The organism is Streptomyces olivaceoviridis (assembly GCF_014650115.1).
Lineage (GTDB): Bacteria > Actinomycetota > Actinomycetes > Streptomycetales > Streptomycetaceae > Streptomyces > Streptomyces olivaceoviridis.
The window spans coordinates 236,654-252,775 of sequence record NZ_BMUI01000006.1; the positions used below are offsets into that span (position 1 = coordinate 236,654).

A 16,122-nucleotide genomic window follows, 5' to 3' on the forward strand; every position below is an offset into this window, starting at 1 on the left:
CTGCTTACGCCGGGAGCCCGTTTCGCTCTGTAGAAGCCGGACAGCCAAGGAAGCGCCACATTGAGCACCGGGTGCCCGGTGGCGCCTCGACAACCGAGGGGACATACAACAGATGCGAGCGCAGCCTGCTACGTCTGAGGTGCGCAGGCCCGCAGCGCAACTTGTAGCATACGGGGGCAGCCGGACATGGTCAATGCGCGAAGGCGCACACCCGGGGCAGATCGCCGCATTTCCGGCAGAAGAAACGTCCCAACAGGCCAGTACGGGCCTGGGGACCCCTTCCGCGCGGACCCCCGGCGGGCTGGACGGAAGAGTACGACGAGGGAGCCGATCATCCAAGAGCCGGAAGTGCACGAGCCGGAGGGGTCCGACGGGTTCGAGCCGGAAGCCACACGGCGTGACGCGGACGTCACCGAGAGCACGCGGGCCAACCGGGGCTGGTGGGACCGCAACGCCGACGAGTACCAGATCGAGCACGGCACGTTCCTCGGCGACGACCGCTTCGTGTGGGGCCCGGAGGGCCTGGACGAGGTGGAGGCCGAGCTGCTCGGCCCGCCGGAGGAACTGAAGGGCAAGACGGCCCTGGAGATCGGCGCGGGCGCGGCGCAGTGCGCGCGCTGGCTGGCCGCCCAGGGCGCGCGTCCGGTGGCCCTGGACCTCTCGCACCGCCAGTTGCAGCACGCGCTGCGGATCGGCGGATCGTTCCCGCTGGTCTGCGCCGACGCCGGCGCGCTGCCGTTCGCGGACGGCTCCTTCGACCTGGCGTGCTCCGCGTACGGGGCGCTGCCGTTCGTGGCCGATCCGCGGCTGGTGCTGCGCGAGGTGCGCCGGGTGCTGCGGCCGGGCGGACGGTTCGTGTTCTCGGTGACGCATCCGATCCGCTGGGCGTTCCCGGACGAGCCGGGCCCGGAGGGTCTGTCGGTGTCCTCGTCCTATTTCGACCGCACGCCGTACGTGGAGCAGGACGAGCGGGGTCGCGCGGTCTACGTGGAGCACCACCGGACGATCGGCGACCGGGTGCGGGACATCGTGGCCTCCGGGTTCCGGCTGGTGGACCTGGTGGAGCCGGAGTGGCCGGCCTGGAACACCTCGGAGTGGGGCGGCTGGTCGCCGCTGCGCGGGAACCTGATCCCGGGCACGGCGATCTTCGTGTGCGAGCGGGACTGATCGTCCCGGGCGGCCCGAGCGCCGCCCGGGACCGGCGGTCGCACGCGCGCGTGCCGATCGTTCAGGGCCCCGTACGACACTAGGGGCGTGATCCGTTACGACGCCCTGGACGCCCTTCCCGTGCGTGGCGCCCTTCCTGCCCTGGCCGAGGCCCTCGACGGGCACGGCACCGCCGTCCTCGTGGCGCCGCCCGGCACCGGCAAGACGACGCTGGTGCCGCTGGTGCTGGCGGGGCTGGTCGGCGGCGGTCCCGCACGGCGGGTCGTGGTGGCCGAGCCGCGGCGGATCGCGGCGCGGGCGGCGGCCCGGCGCATGGCGTGGCTGCTGGGCGAGAAACCGGGCGGGAGCGTCGGCTTCACGGTGCGCGGCGAGCGGACCGTGGGACGGCACACGCGCGTGGAGGTCGTGACGACCGGTGTCCTGCTCCAGCGGCTCCAGCGTGACCAGGAGCTGACCGGGGTGGACGTCGTCGTCCTCGACGAGTGCCACGAGCGGCATCTGGACGCGGACACGGTGGCCGCGTTCCTGTGGGACGTGCGGCAGGCGCTGCGGCCGGAACTGCGGCTGGTGGCCGCGTCGGCGACCACGGACGCCGAGGGGTGGGCGCGGCTGCTCGGCGGAGCGCCGGTGGTCGAGGCGGCGGGCGCGGCGCATCCGGTGGAGGTCGTGTGGGCTCCCCCGGCGCGTCCGGTCCGGCCGCCGCACGGGATGCGGGTGGATCCGGCGCTGCTGGCCCATGTGGCGTCGGTGGTACGGCGGGCGCTGGCCGAGCGGACCGGGGACGTGCTGTGTTTCCTGCCGGGCGTGGGCGAGATCGCGCGGGTGGCGGGCCTGCTCGGGGATCTCGGTGACGTGGATGTGCTCCAGGTGCACGGCCGGGCGCCGGCCGCCGTGCAGGACGCGGTGCTGGTGCCCGGGGCGCGGCGCCGGGTGGTGCTGGCGACGTCCGTGGCCGAGTCGTCGCTGACCGTGCCGGGGGTGCGGGTGGTGGTCGACTCCGGGCTGGCGCGGGAGCCCCGGGTGGACCACGCGCGCGGGCTGAGCGGGCTGACGACCGTACGGGCGTCGCGGGCGGCCGGGCGGCAGCGGGCGGGGCGGGCCGGGCGTGAGGCGCCGGGTGCGGTGTACCGGTGCTGGGCGGAGGCCGAGGACGTCCGTCTGCCGGCCTTCCCGGCGCCGGAGATCAAGGTGGCCGACCTGACCGCGTTCGCCCTTCAGGCGGCCTGCTGGGGCGATCCGGACGCCTCCGGGCTGGCGTTGCTGGATCCGCCGCCGGGCGGGGCGATGACGGCGGCACGGGAGGTGCTGGCGGCCGTGGGAGCGGTGGACTCCGCCGGGCGGGCCACGGAGGTCGGCGTGCGGATGGCTCGGCTGGGGGTGCACCCCCGGCTGGGGCGGGCGTTGCTCGACACCGCCGGTCAGGGGGCGGAGGTTGTCGCCCTGCTTTCCGAGGAGGTGCCCCGGGACTACGGGGACGATCTCGCCGGTGCGTTGCGCCGTGTCCGGCGTGGGGGTGACGCCTACGCCGCGCGGTGGGCCGCGGAGGTACGGCGGCTGAGGGGCGTCTCGGAGGAGTTCGCGCACCCGCCCGCCCTTCACGGTCGGCACCAAGGCGCCGTCCAGGCCGGACCGGGCACCGGCGACGACAAGCTCGCCGGGCTGGTCGCCGCCCTGGCCTTTCCCGAGCGTGTCGCCGAGCTCGACGGCGGGTCGTACCTCATGGCGTCCGGGACGCGCGCGGAACCGGCCGAGGGGTCGGCGCTGCGCGGTGCTCCCTGGATCGTCGTGGCCGTCGCCGACCGGCCCGCCGGCAAGGGCCACGCGCGCGTGCTGCTCGGGACGGCCGTGGACGAGGACGTGGCGCGGGCCGCCGCCGGCGCGCTGCTGGCGGAGGGGGACGAGGTGCACTGGGCCGACGGGGACGTCGTGGCCCGGCATGTCGAACGGCTGGGGGCGATCGAGCTGGCCGTACGGCCCCTGAAGGACGCCGATCCGGCTCTCGTACGCGGCGCACTCCTCGACGGGCTCCGGCACGGCGGGCTCGGGCTGCTCCGCTGGTCGCCGGAGGCGGAGGTGTTGCGGCAGCGGCTGGCGTTCCTGCGGGCGCACCTGGGTGAGCCGTGGCCGGACGTGTCCGACGCGGCGCTCCACGCGCGCGTGGACGAGTGGCTGGAACCGGAGCTGAGCCGGGCCCGGCGGCGGGCCGATCTCGCGCGGATCGATGCCGGACAGGCACTCGCGCGGCTGCTGCCCTGGGCGGGCGGGGAGGCCGCCCGGCTGGACGAGCTCGCGCCCGAGCGGATCGCCGTACCGAGTGGGTCCAGGGTCCGCATCGACTACCGGGATCCCGGGCGGCCGGTCCTCGCCGTCAAGCTCCAGGAGATGTTCGGGCTGCGGGAGACACCGGCCGTCGCGGGTGTGCCGCTGCTCGTGCACCTGCTCTCGCCCGCCGGGCGGCCCGCCGCCGTCACCGCCGACCTCGCCTCCTTCTGGGCGGACGGTTACCGGGCCGTCCGGGCGGAGCTGCGCGGCCGGTACCCCAAGCACCCGTGGCCGGAGGACCCGGCGACCGCCGAGCCCACCCGGCACACCAACGCGCGGCTCAGGCGCTGACCGGTTCGGGTTCCTGCGTCCGCGTGCCGGCGGGGTCCTGCGGGCGGCGGGCGCGGGCCTCCAGCAAGAGGGAGAGGGCGAGGAAGGACAGGCCGAGGCCGAGGGAGCCCCAGGGGACGTACGAGGTGAGGGCCAGGACGAGGGTGCGGTTGTGGCGGACGAGGTCGACCGTGTGGTCGATGTAGTCCTCGCGCATCTTCACGTGCCCGGCGAACGCGGTGACCTTGGCGCGACCGCCGAGCAGGGTGCCGCCGCGCAGTTCCTCCTGGTGGATCTCCTCGCCGTAGACGGGTGCGCCGGTGACGGGTTCGACCCAGAACCTGCGGACCGTGGTGTACCAGCGGGTGGTGCCGGTCCGGGCGACCGATTCCGGGGTGATGCCCCGGACGGGCATGGTCTTCGGCATGGGGACCTTGGTCCAGGGGACGGTCTGCTCGAAGTAGTAGACCGTCAGGCCGCGGAAGGTCCGGGTGTCCCGGTAGTGGATGGGGTTGGTGGTGCGGGTCTGCGCGTCGAAGTACTCGTAGTCCCGTTTCTGGGTCAGGAAGGGCCACTTGAACTCGATGCCCTCGCGTTTCACCGGGTCGCCGTCGACCATCTCGCCGGTGGCGTGCACGGGGTCCTGGCTGTGGGCGTCGAAGATGTACCGTTCGGGCACCTTGGAGACCATGGTGCCGTCGGGGCCCTGGACGTAGGAGAGGCTGTCCCAGACGACGACGGGCCGTCCCGCCGTCCTCGCGATCTTCTTCGCGGCCTCCACGTCGCCCTTGAGGGTCTGCACGATGGTGACCTTGGGGACCTTCTTCGCGCGCAGGGTGCCGTAGTCGAGGAGGGTGGCGTTCCGGGCCTCCAGGACCATGTCCTGGTACTGGTTCGCGGGGATCCTGGCCAGGCGGGGGAAGGCGTACCACCGCACCAGGGGGGCCAGCGCCGCGCAGAACACGGCGCAGGCGAGCAGGACCAGGCTTGCCTTGCGGCGCATTGCGGCCTCCCTTCGGGACGGGCGCGGCTACGGGTGCGCGGGCACCGTCGTCAGCAACGGCTCGGGGGACGTCCGGCCCGACGGCGAGCCCAGCGCGCTGACCGTGAGGACCAGGGCGAGCGCGAGGGCGAGACCGGTCGCGGCGGCGATCAGGGCGCGCATGCGGGGCCTCCCGGCGGGCGGTCGGTGTCCTGACGGGTCCCCACCGGATCCTGATGGGCCGTCAGGGCAGGCACCGTAGCAACGGGCGGACGAGATGAGAACAGCGGTGCACGCACGAAGAAGGGCGCCCGCCCGCCGGAGCGGGTCGGGCGCCCTGTGCGCCGTTGTGCGTCAGGAGGCGGACGCGCTCGGGTCCGGGCTCGGCTCCGGGCTCGCCGGGGAGCCGGCGGGGGCGACCTTCAGTTCCACCGTGAGCGTGGCCCCGCCCGTGGTGGTGATGCGGAGCAGGAACGTGCCGGTGGTGCCGTCGGCGTACAGCTTCGGCAGCGTGAGCAGGCCCTTGTCGTCCGTCTGGAGGCCGGTGAGGGTGCGGACGGCCTTGCCGTCGGCGTCCTTGAAGTAGGGGCCCTTGTCGTTCTCCGTGGCGTCGTCCGCCGACTTGAGCAGTGTGGCGGTGGCCGCGACCTTGTCCGCGACGGCGCCCTTGTACGTCGCCTTCACCTGGACCTGGTCGGCGAACTCGCCGCCCGGCGTGCAGCTCAGCGGGGTGTCGCCGGTGCGGACCAGGGTGTCGGCGGCGCGCGCGGTGACGGTCGCCGCGAAATCGACGCCCTTGACCGTGCGTCCCACGACGGCGGCGGTGACCTTGAAGTCGCCGGTCTTCTCGCCGGCCTGGAGCGCCGGGGCGAGCGCGACGCCCTTGGCGTCGGTGGCGACCGTGGCCACGGTCTCGCCGCCGGCGAAGGTGGCGTCGGTGTCACCGGTGATGGTGAACCGGATCCTGATCTTGGCGACGGACTTGCCGACCTTGGTCTCGGCGCGGACGCTGACCGGCTCGGCGAAGGCGTCACCGGCCATGGCGCTGAGCTTTCCGGTGCCCACGCCCACCAGGTGGTCCACCAGGTCGGTGGGCGTCTGCGGGCCCGTCGGCGGTGTCGGCGGGGCGGGCGGGGTCGGCGGGGTGGGCGGCGTAGGCGGCGCGGGGTCGGGGCTCTCGCTCCCGCCGTGGTCGCTTCCGCCGTCGCCGCCGGGCTTGTGGGGCTTCGGGTCCGGCTTGGCCGGCGGGTCCGAGGGCTTCGGGGAGTGTGTACCGCCGGAGTCGTCGTCGCTGCGGTGCTCGGGGACGCCGCCGGTGCCGTCGGGGACGGAGTGGCTGCCCTTGCGGTAGTACTCCAGCCAGTTCAGGACCAGGTTGAGGTAGTCCTGCGAGTTGTTGTAGCTGAGGATCGCGCTGTGCAGGCCGCCCTCGGTGGACATGTCCCAGTCGTTGCGGCACAGGTAGTGGCCCGCGGCGAGGGCGGCGTCGTAGACGTTGTTGGGGTCCTTCTTGCCGTCCCCGTTGCCGTCACGGCCCGCCCAGGCCCAGGTCGACGGGATGAACTGCATGGGGCCGACGGCCTGGTCGTAGGTGCTGTTGCCGTCGTACGCGCCGCCGTCGGTGTCCGGGATGAGCGCGAAGCCGTTGCCGTCGAGCTGCGGGCCCAGGATGCGGCCCACGGTGGTGCCGTCGGCGTCGACCTGGCCGCCGCGGGCGTGCCCCGACTCCACCTTGCCGATGGCGGCGAGCAGTTGCCAGGGCAGGTTGCAGCCGGGCTTGGCGGAGCGCAGTTCCGCCTCGGCTTTCTTGTAGGCGTCGAGGACCGTCGCCGGGATGCCCGCCTCGGCTGCCCCGCGGGAGACGGGGGGGCCGGCGCTCGGCGCGGGGCTGGGGTTGGGGCTCTTCAGGGGCGGCAGGTCCGTGTAGTACGGCGAGTTGCCGGTCGCGTTGGCGGTGGCATTGCCGTCGGCGGCCCCGTCCGTGGCGGGGGCGCTGGCGCCGGCCGCCGCCGGTCTGCCGTCGTCCTCGTTGGTCACTCCCGGTGCCTGGGACGCGGACAGAGCCGCGACCGCCGCCGCGGCCACGGCGGTGGTCGCCGCTCCCTTGCGCAGCCGCCTGCCGAAATGCGCCGCCATAGAGTGAACCCCTCCCATGGACGCCCGTGCGTCCGTCTCCTTCTGTCTGCCTCGCTCTGGTGTGACGGTTGACCCGGTGCTGTGGTTGCGCCTGTTCCGCCCTTCCCTCCGTGCGACGGGTGTACGGCCGTGCGCCCGCACGGCGACGCAGGTGACCCTACGACAAGTTGCTTGGAACCTGCACCGGTTCACACCCGGATTTCACCGTTTGGCCAACTGTCGCTGCCCATGCCTGCCCCGGACGGCGGTCACGCATACTGGGGCCGGCCTGATCACCGGCGCCGCGTTCCGCGCCGCCGACCGCTCCGGGAGGCCCTGTTGCCGTTCACACTCAGCCATGCGGCGGCCGTGCTGCCCGCGGTCCGACGGGACGGGAGCGGCCGGGGCCCACTGGTGCCGACGGTGCTCGTCACGGGTTCCTTCGCGCCCGACATGCCCTACTACGCGGCCGGAGTCCTGCCCGGCGGGATGGAGTTCGGCTCGGTCACGCACGCGTTCGCCGGCGTCGTCTCGGTCGACGTGCTCATCGCCTGGGCCCTGGCGGGGATGTGGCTGCTGGTCCGGGAGCCGTTGCTCGCGCTGCTGCCACGGGCGCGACAGGGCCGGCCGGCCGCCCTGCTGCGCTGCGGTGCGCCCCGCGCGCGGGTGCGGACCGCGTCGGTGGGGCGGTGGTACGCCTCCGCGGTGCTCGGCGCGCTCACCCATGTGGTGGGGGACGCGTTCACGCATCACGACCGGTGGGGCACGCGGCTGGTTCCGGCCATCGGGCGGGACCGTCCGGCCGGTGTACCGCTGTTCACCTGGCTTCAGTACGGCTCGTCGGCGGCGGGTGCCGTGGTGATCGCCGTGTTCGTGGTACGCGCGCTGCGGCGGGCGCCGGACGGGGTGCCGGCGGGGGTGCCGGTGCTGTCCGTGCGGGACCGGTGCCGGGCGCTCGCGGTGATCGGCGGCTGCGCGCTGGCCGCGGCGGTGCAGCGAACGGCGCGGTGGCGGGAGCGGCGGGGTACGGCCGCGGGGCCGTGGGAGTTGGTGCCCACCCTGTGCTTCGGGGTGGGCGCCGGGCTGCTCCTGGGGCTGCTGCTGTACGCCGTCGGGGTCAGGGTCTGGCGTCCGGCCGCCGGTCCCGGGGGTCCAGGGGATCCGGGTGGGGTGGTCGGTGCGGGCCGGGGGCGGCCGGTCGCTCGGTGACGGACGCGACGAAGACCGTGAGCGTGGGCCGGGGGCGTGATCTCGGGATCAGGGTGAGGACGAGGGCGGCGTAGCCGCGGGCCAGGTCGGCCCACTGGCGCCAGTCGGGGGTGCGGGCCGCGCGGTCGGCGACCCTGCGCCGGAGGTCCTTGGGGACATTGCGGACGGTCGTGGCCAGATCGGCCGGGATGCGGGCGGTGCTTGCGTCGGCCGCGAGGGCCGGCACCGGCGCGGCGGGCACGGCCTGCGTCGAGGCGGTGTCCACCCAGACCCCGGCTGATGCCTCGGGCGTCCGGCGGTGAAGCATGCGTATACCCATGCCCGCAGTGTTGCGGCTGCGAGGGGTGGGGGGCGTTTTGGCGGGGTCCGTTCGGGTTGTGACGAATCCCTCCGGGGGACCGACCGGGCGTTCGAGCTCGGGTGGGTCGTGGCGAGGAGGGAGCGAGGCGGTCGGGGGGCACGGCGTCCCGCACCGCTGGGCCGCGCCGTGGGGGGGGGAGGTGATCGGCGGTCGGGGCGCGCTGCCCCGCACCGCCGGGCTGCGTCGGGGGGAGATGACCGGCGGTCGGGGTCGGCGTGCCCCGCACCGCTGGGCTGGGCTGGGCTGGGGGAGGCGATCGGCGATCGGGGGCGCGCTGCCCCGCACCGCCGGGCCGCATCGTGGGGAGATGCCCGGCGGTCGGGGGCGGCGTGCCCCGCACCGCCGGGCCGCATCGTGGGGGGGAGGGGTGATCGGCGTTCCGGCGGCGAAGCCGATCACCCTTGGCCGCAATGCCCGCGCCTCCGCTCGGTCACCCCCCCCATGCGCCGCATGGCTAGTGGGCCGCCGATTCCCAGTCCGGGCCCACGCCCACCGAGACGTCCAGCGGGGCCCTGAGCTGCACGGCGCCCGCCATTTCGCGGCGGACGATCTCCTCCGCCGCCGCCCGCTCGCCGGGGGCGATCTCCAGCACGATCTCGTCGTGGACCTGGAGGAGCATGCGGGACCTGAGGTCCGCCTCCCGCAGCGCGCTGTCCACCTTGAGCATGGCGATCTTCACGATGTCCGCCGCCGTGCCCTGGATGGGCGCGTTGAGGGCCATGCGCTCGGCCGCCTCGCGGCGCTGGCGGTTGTCGCTGTTGAGGTCGGGCAGGTAGCGGCGGCGCCCGAAGAGCGTCGCGGTGTAGCCCGTCGCCCGGGCCTCGTCGACCGCCCGGCGCAGATAGTCCCGCACCCCGCCGAAGCGCTCGAAGTAGGCGTCCATCAGGGCGCGGGCCTCGGCCGCCTCGATGTTCAGCTGCTGGGAGAGGCCGAACGCGGACAGGCCGTACGCGAGGCCGTACGACATCGCCTTGATCTTGCGGCGCATCTCGGCGTCGACCGCGCCGGGCTCGACGCCGAACACCTGGGACGCGGCGGTGGTGTGCAGGTCCTCACCGGAGGTGAACGCCTGGATCAGCCCCGCGTCCTCGGAGAGGTGGGCCATGACACGCAGTTCGATCTGGCTGTAGTCCGCGGTCATCAGGGACTCGAAGCCCTCGCCGACCACGAATCCCCGGCGGATCGCCCGGCCCTCGTCCGTGCGGACGGGGATGTTCTGGAGGTTGGGGTCGGTGGAGGACAGACGCCCGGTCGCGGCCACCGTCTGGTTGAAGGTGGTGTGGATCCGGCCGTCCCCCGCGATGGTCTTGATCAGGCCCTCGACGGTCACCCGCAGCTTGGCCTGCTCGCGGTGCCGGAGCATGATCACGGGCAGTTCGTTGTCGGTCTGGGTGGCGAGCCAGGCCAGGGCGTCGGCGTCCGTGGTGTAGCCGGTCTTGGTCTTCTTCGTCTTCGGCAGGGCCAGCTCGCCGAAGAGGACCTCCTGGAGCTGCTTGGGCGAGCCCAGGTTGAACTCGTGGCCGGCCGCCGCGTGCGCCTCCTTCACGGCCTGTTGCACGGCGCCCGCGAACATCTGCTCCATCGCTTCGAGGTGGGGCCGGTCCGCCGCGATGCCGTGGCGCTCCATGCGGGCGAGCAGCGCGGAGGTGGGCAGCTCCATGTCGCGGAGCAGGTCGGCGGCGCCGACCTCCGCCAGGCGGCCCTCGAAGGCCGTGCCGAGGTCCAGGACGGCGCGGGCCTGGACCATCAGGGACTCGGCCTCGGCGCCGTCGTCCGCGCCGAAGGCCAGCTGGCCGTCGGCCGCCGCGGCGGGGGCCAGCTCGCGGTGCAGGTACTCCATCGACAGCGCGTCCAGGTCGAAGGAGCGGCGGCCGGGCTTGACCAGGTAGGCGGCGAGCGCGGTGTCCATGCGCACGCCCTCGACGCTCCAGCCGTGCTCGGCGAAGACCCGCATGGCGCCCTTGGCGTTGTGGAACACCTTGGGGCGGGCCGCGTCGGCCAGCCAGGCGGCGAAGGCGTTCTCGTCGGCCTCGTCCAGCTCCGACGGGTCGAACCAGGCCGCCGCTCCCCCGGCCGCGGCGAGGGCGACCTCGGCGACCGAGCCGGCGCCCAGCGCCCAGGTGTCGACGGTGGCGACGCCCAGGGGTCCGGCGCCGTGCTCGGCGAGCCAGGGGGCCAGCTCGCCGGTGCGCAGGATCGCGCCGTCGATCTCGACGCCGTCGGTGGCGACCGGGGTGGCCTCGGCCTCCTCCGTGCCGGGGTCGACGGCGAAGAGCCGCTCGCGCAGCGACGGGTTGCGGATCTCCAGGGTGTCCAGGACCATCGCGACGGCCTTGCGGTCGTACGGGGCCCGCTCCAGGTCGGCGACCGCCTTCGGCAGCTCCACCTGGCGTTCCAGCTCGGTGAGGAGGCGGTTGAGCTTGACGGACTCCAGGTGGTCGCGGAGGTTCTGCCCGGCCTTGCCCTTGACCTCCTCGACCCGCTCGACCAGCTCGGCGAAGGAGCCGAACTGGTTGATCCACTTCGCGGCGGTCTTCTCGCCGACGCCGGGGATGCCGGGGAGGTTGTCGGACGGGTCGCCGCGCAGGGCCGCGAAGTCCGGGTACTGGGCGGGCGTCAATCCGTACTTCTCGAAAACCTTCTCCGGGGTGAAGCGGGTCAGCTCCGAGACGCCCTTGGTCGGGTAGAGCACGGTGGTGTTCTCGCTGACCAGCTGGAAGGAGTCGCGGTCGCCGGTGACGATCAGCACCTCGAAGCCCGCGGCCTCGGCCTGGGTGGCGAGGGTGGCGATGATGTCGTCCGCCTCGTAGCCCTCGACGGCGAAGCGGTGCGCGTGCATCGCGTCGAGCAGCTCGCCGATCAGCTCGACCTGGCCCTTGAACTCGTCCGGGGTCTTGGAGCGGTTCGCCTTGTACTCGGTGAACCGCTCGGAGCGCCAGGTCTTGCGGGAGACGTCGAAGGCCACCGCGAAGTGCGTGGGCGCCTCGTCACGCAGGGTGTTGGCCAGCATCGACGCGAAGCCGTAGATCGCGTTCGTCGGCTGACCGGTCGCGGTCGTGAAGTTCTCCGCGGGCAGCGCGAAGAACGCGCGGTACGCCAGCGAGTGCCCGTCCATGAGCATCAGCCGGGGACGGGAGCCGCCGGGGGTCTTGTCGGTCTGCTTCGATGCTGTCTCTGCCACGTCCCCGATCCTGCCACGAGCCACTGACAGCGCGGGCCGGGCGGTTCCGGCGGGGGCACGGCCGGTTGCCTCCCGGTCGCTCACGGCGACGAGGATCCCGCGCGTCCCACGGCGACGAGCGTCCCGCGCGTCACGGCGACGAGCGTCGGACGAACGCCGTGGAACCGGCGCAAGCAATGCTGCCGCCCCCGCCCTGCCCGCCCGGCACCGTTGTCGGCGGGCCGTGGGAGGATCGTCGGCGTACTTCTCACACGCAGTCGAAGGGGATCGTGCGATGGCGACGAAGCCGCCCAAGGGTGATCCGGTCCAGGACGCGCCGCAGGTCGCGGAGCCCCGGCACGCGGCGGCGGGGCTGCCGGCCATCGGGCACACGCTGCGCATCGCCCAGCAGCAGATGGGCGTGAGGCGCACCGCGCTGACGCTGCTGCGCGTGAACCAGAAGGACGGCTTCGACTGCCCGGGCTGCGCCTGGCCGGAGCCGGACCACCGGCACACGGCGGAGTTCTGCGAGAACGGCGCCAAGGCGGTGGCCGAGGAGGCCACCCTGCGCCGGGTCACGCCCGAGTTCTTCGCCGCGCACTCCGTCGCGGACCTGTCCGGCCGCAGCGGCTACTGGCTGGGACAGCAGGGCCGGCTCACCCACCCCATGTACCTCCCCGAGGGCGGCACGCACTACGAGCCGGTCTCCTGGGAGCGGGCCTTCGACATCGTCGCCGAGGAGATCGCCGCCCTCGGCTCCCCGGACGAGGCCGTCTTCTACACCTCGGGCCGCACCAGCAACGAGGCCGCGTTCCTGTACCAGCTCTTCGCGCGCGAGCTGGGCACGAACAACCTGCCGGACTGCTCGAACATGTGCCACGAGTCGTCCGGGTCGGCGCTCAGCGAGACCATCGGGATCGGCAAGGGCAGCGTCCTGCTGGAGGACCTGTACAAGGCCGACCTGATCATCGTCGCGGGCCAGAACCCGGGCACGAACCACCCGCGGATGCTCTCCGCGCTGGAGAAGGCCAAGGCGAACGGCGCGAAGGTCATCAGCGTCAACCCGCTGCCCGAGGCGGGCCTGGAGCGCTTCAAGAACCCCCAGACCCCGCAGGGCCTCCTCAAGGGCGCCGCCCTCACCGACCTGTTCCTCCAGATCCGCATCGGCGGCGACCAGGCCCTCTTCCGGCTCCTCAACAAGCTGATCCTGGAGACCGAGGGTGCGGTCGACGAGGAGTTCGTCCGCGAACACACCCACGGCTTCGAGGAGTTCGCGAAGGCCGCGCGTGCCGCCGACTGGGACGAGACGCTGACCGCGACCGGCCTCACGCGCGCGGAGATCGAGCAGGCCCTCGGCATGGTCCTCGCCTCGCGGCGGACCATCGTCTGCTGGGCCATGGGCCTCACCCAGCACAAGCACGCCGTCCCGACCATCCGCGAGGTGGTCAACTTCCTGCTGCTGCGCGGTGACATCGGCCGCCCGGGGGCGGGCGTGTGCCCGGTGCGCGGGCACAGCAACGTCCAGGGCGACCGCACCATGGGCATCTTCGAGCGGCCCGCGCCGGCCTTCCTGGACGCCCTGGAGAAGGAGTTCGGGTTCGCGCCGCCGCGCGAGCACGGATTCGACGTCGTACGGGCCATCCGCGCGCTGCGCGACGGCGAGGCGAAGGTCTTCTTCGCCATGGGCGGCAACTTCGTCTCCGCCTCGCCCGACACGGAGGTCACCGAGGCCGCGATGCGCCGCGCGCGGCTGACCGTGCACGTGTCGACCAAGCTGAACCGCTCGCATGTGGTCACGGGCGCGCGGGCGCTGATCCTGCCCACGCTGGGCCGGACCGAACGCGACGTACAGGACAGCGGCGAGCAGTTCGTGACGGTCGAGGACTCCATGGGCATGGTGCACGCCTCGCGCGGGCGCCTGAGGCCCGCGAGCCCCCACCTGCGGTCCGAGCCGGCCATCGTCTGCGGTCTCGCCCGGCGGGTGCTCGGCGAGCGCAGCGTCGTGCCGTGGGAGGAGTTCGCGAAGGACTACGGGACCGTCCGTGACCGCATCGCGCGCGTGATCCCCGGTTTCGAGGACTTCGACGCGCGCGTGTCCCGGCCCGGCGGCTTCGCGCTTCCGCACGCCCCGCGCGACGAGCGGCGCTTCCCGACAGCCACGGGCAAGGCGAACTTCACTGCCGCGCCGGTGGAGTACCCGGCGCTGCCCGAGGGCCGGCTGCTGTTGCAGACCCTGCGCTCGCACGACCAGTACAACACCACGATCTACGGCCTGGACGACCGGTACCGGGGCATCACGGGCGGGCGCCGGGTGGTCCTGGTGCACCCCGAGGACGCCCGGTCGCTCGGGATCGCCGAGGGGTCGTACGTCGACCTGGTGAGCGAGTGGCGGGACGGGGTGGAGCGGCGGGCGCCCGGTTTCCGGGTCGTGCTGTATCCGACGGCCCGGGGATGCGCGGCGGCGTACTACCCCGAGACGAACGTGCTGGTGCCGTTGGACGCCACCGCCGACACCAGCAACACCCCGGCCAGCAAGTCCGTCGTCGTGCGGCTGGAGGACCACAGCGGCACCGCCGGGAGCCGTCTGGAACAATCGGCGACCGACTGAGCGTTTGCTCAGCGAGCAGACAGGTGGACGACGAACGGAGCCGGCCCATGGGCGAGCAGCAGCACGTGAAGTTCCCGCAGGAGGTCCTCGACGAGTACACGGCGCTCGGTGTGGACCTGCCCGCCCTGTTCTCGGCCGGGCATCTGGGCACGCGCATGGGCGTGCAGATCCTGGAGGCCTCGGCGGACAAGGTCGTCGGGACCATGCCGGTGGAGGGCAACACCCAGCCGTACGGCCTGCTGCACGGCGGCGCCTCCGCGGTGCTGGCGGAGACCCTGGGCTCGGTCGGCTCCATGCTGCACGGCGGCAGCACGAAGGTCGCGGTCGGCGTGGACCTGAACTGCACGCACCACCGCGGCGTTCGCTCCGGCCTGGTGACGGGCGTGGCCACGCCGGTGCACCGGGGGCGGTCGACGGCGACGTACGAGATCGTGATCAGCGACGAGGAGGGCCGCCGCGTCTGCACCGCCCGGCTGACCTGCCTGCTGCGCGACGTCCGGCCGGGCGACGGAGCGCCCGCGGAGTCCGCCGCGAGCTGAGCGCCGCCTCCACCGGCCTCGGCCGGACCGTTGCCCCTCGCCCTCCCTCCCTCTAGCTTCGGCACATGGGACGGCGAGGAGGCCCCCGGCCGGGGGTGAGGTTCCTGATACCGGGGCCGGCGTTGCCGGCGCTGCCGTGTACGACGGGCTGCACCGGACCGGACGGCTCCACTCCCTCTCCCTCTCCCACCCCCACCTCGGCCTCGGCCTCGGCCTCGGCCTCACCGCAGCCGGTCTCGGACGCCGACCTGTGCACCAGGCTCGTCACCTACTGGGCCCGCAGGACGCTCGCCGATGACACCTACGGCGACTACCAGTCGATGGGCCTGCCCCACGGGCAGTACCGGATCCTCCTGGACGTCGTGGCCGCGGGACGCTCCGTGCGGCAGCGCCAAGGCGCGGACGTCGCCCGGCGGTTGATGGACCGTCAGGCCCGCACGGCGTGTGCCGCGCGCTACCGCCACGGGACCCCGAGCACAGGTCCCTGGACATGAGCGGCATCGGTCCGCTGGAGCCCGGCGAGGGCACGCGCGCGTGGGACGGCCGGCGGCCGGAGGACACGCGTCCGCCCGGCCGGACACGCGCGGCCCTGACCGCCTGGTACGCCCGCCATCGGCGGGTCACCATCGCCCTCGCCGCCGCGGCCGTCGCCCTGGCGGGCGGCGGCTATCTGTACGCCACCCGGCCGCACCGGCCACCCCCGCGCGAGGACCGGGCGCACGCGCAAGTCCCCTACCCCGCCCAGGTGGTGGACATGACCTACCTGGACGGCCGGACCACTCCCGCGGGCGCCCCGCCGCGCAGCTTCAGCTTCGCCGTGCTGCTGAGCGTGACCTCGGGGCCGCCGGTCACCGTGACCCGGGTGACCCAGCCGTACGCGGGCCTGTCCCTGAATTCGGAGCCACCTGTTCCGTTTCGAACAAGGTCGGGTTCCGCCCGCAAGGTCACGATCACGATGCACGTGACGGAATGCGAAAAAGCCCCCAAGAACGCCGGACTCCCTTTCCTGGACGTAACTCTGCGTAATACGCGCGCAATACAGGTCCAGAGCTACATCCTGGGCCCCCGTTACGCACAGGACCTCTCACACGCCCTGCAAGTCGCCTGCAGCAACAAAGTTCGGTAATCACCAAAACCGCTGAGACACCTGGATGGATCAAGGCGAGTCCTGCGGGTTCTCACAATGCGGACGGTGCGAATCCACCTGAATTCCACCTTCCACCCCACCAAGTACCGCTCTGCATTACGTCGTGTCATAACAAGAGCGTCACAGCCTTGGCCAGACACTCCTCCACGTTCCCCACACACGCTTAGAGTCACGGCCAGTCACCGCGCCTTCGGATTGTCCAGTTCAGCGCGGCGCGCGACTCGGCCGCTTCCACGGGGAGG

12 protein-coding genes are annotated in these 16,122 nt (G+C 73.3%); 7 read left to right on the forward strand and 5 right to left on the reverse strand.

Annotated elements, in window-relative coordinates:
• Positions 1-348: 348 nt before the first annotated feature.
• Both IE273_RS14420 and hrpB read left to right on the forward strand, forming a co-directional pair.
• Entirely contained in the window at positions 349-1,167 is an 819-nt protein-coding gene (locus IE273_RS14420) for a class I SAM-dependent methyltransferase (RefSeq protein WP_229887230.1), read from the forward strand.
• An 87-nt stretch (positions 1,168-1,254) separates the two neighbouring features.
• The gene (gene hrpB / locus IE273_RS14425; protein ID WP_189815559.1) at positions 1,255-3,780 is read left to right on the forward strand and encodes an ATP-dependent helicase HrpB; all 2,526 of its coding nucleotides are present in this window, start codon (positions 1,255-1,257) and stop codon (positions 3,778-3,780) included.
• Here the strand turns inward: hrpB and pgfA are convergent.
• From pgfA to IE273_RS14440, 3 genes are all read right to left on the reverse strand, one after another.
• Positions 3,770-4,762: a cell envelope lipid trafficking protein PgfA gene (gene pgfA, locus IE273_RS14430; RefSeq protein WP_189815560.1), complete on the reverse strand. Its 993-nt coding sequence runs from the start codon at positions 4,760-4,762 to the stop codon at positions 3,770-3,772. The genes hrpB and pgfA overlap by 11 nt on opposite strands.
• 27 nt (positions 4,763-4,789) lie before the next feature.
• Positions 4,790-4,924, reverse strand: coding sequence for an SPW_0924 family protein (locus IE273_RS14435; protein WP_189815561.1), 135 nt, complete (start codon positions 4,922-4,924; stop codon positions 4,790-4,792).
• Positions 4,925-5,095: 171 nt separating this feature from the next.
• Positions 5,096-6,877, reverse strand: a complete 1,782-nt coding sequence (locus IE273_RS14440; protein ID WP_189815562.1) for a lytic transglycosylase domain-containing protein — start codon at positions 6,875-6,877, stop codon at positions 5,096-5,098.
• Between the two features lie 318 nt (positions 6,878-7,195).
• On the opposite strand from IE273_RS14440, the gene IE273_RS14445 reads away from it, so the two are divergent.
• Entirely contained in the window at positions 7,196-8,065 is an 870-nt protein-coding gene (locus tag IE273_RS14445; protein WP_189815563.1) for a DUF4184 family protein, read from the forward strand.
• Here IE273_RS14445 and IE273_RS14450 read toward each other — a convergent pair.
• Both IE273_RS14450 and polA read right to left on the reverse strand, forming a co-directional pair.
• A complete protein-coding gene (locus IE273_RS14450) occupies positions 7,974-8,384 on the reverse strand; it encodes a hypothetical protein (protein ID WP_189815564.1) in 411 nt (136 codons plus the stop codon). The two genes, IE273_RS14445 and IE273_RS14450, sit on opposite strands and share 92 nt — an antisense overlap.
• Before the next feature lie 496 nt (positions 8,385-8,880).
• A complete protein-coding gene (gene polA / locus IE273_RS14455; protein WP_189815565.1) occupies positions 8,881-11,607 on the reverse strand; it encodes a DNA polymerase I in 2,727 nt (908 codons plus the stop codon).
• Between the two features lie 274 nt (positions 11,608-11,881).
• On the opposite strand from polA, the gene IE273_RS14460 reads away from it, so the two are divergent.
• From IE273_RS14460 to IE273_RS14475, 4 genes are all read left to right on the forward strand, one after another.
• Complete coding sequence (locus IE273_RS14460) at positions 11,882-14,194, forward strand: FdhF/YdeP family oxidoreductase (RefSeq protein ID WP_189815566.1); 2,313 nt, start codon at positions 11,882-11,884, stop codon at positions 14,192-14,194.
• A 47-nt stretch (positions 14,195-14,241) separates the two neighbouring features.
• Complete coding sequence (locus IE273_RS14465; RefSeq protein WP_189815567.1) at positions 14,242-14,733, forward strand: hotdog fold thioesterase; 492 nt, start codon at positions 14,242-14,244, stop codon at positions 14,731-14,733.
• 95 nt (positions 14,734-14,828) lie between these two features.
• Positions 14,829-15,227, forward strand: coding sequence for a hypothetical protein (locus IE273_RS14470; protein WP_229887231.1), 399 nt, complete (start codon positions 14,829-14,831; stop codon positions 15,225-15,227).
• Positions 15,224-15,859, forward strand: a complete 636-nt coding sequence (locus IE273_RS14475; protein WP_189815568.1) for a Tat pathway signal sequence domain protein — start codon at positions 15,224-15,226, stop codon at positions 15,857-15,859. The genes IE273_RS14470 and IE273_RS14475 overlap by 4 nt, the downstream gene beginning before the upstream one ends.
• Positions 15,860-16,122 lie beyond the last annotated feature (263 nt).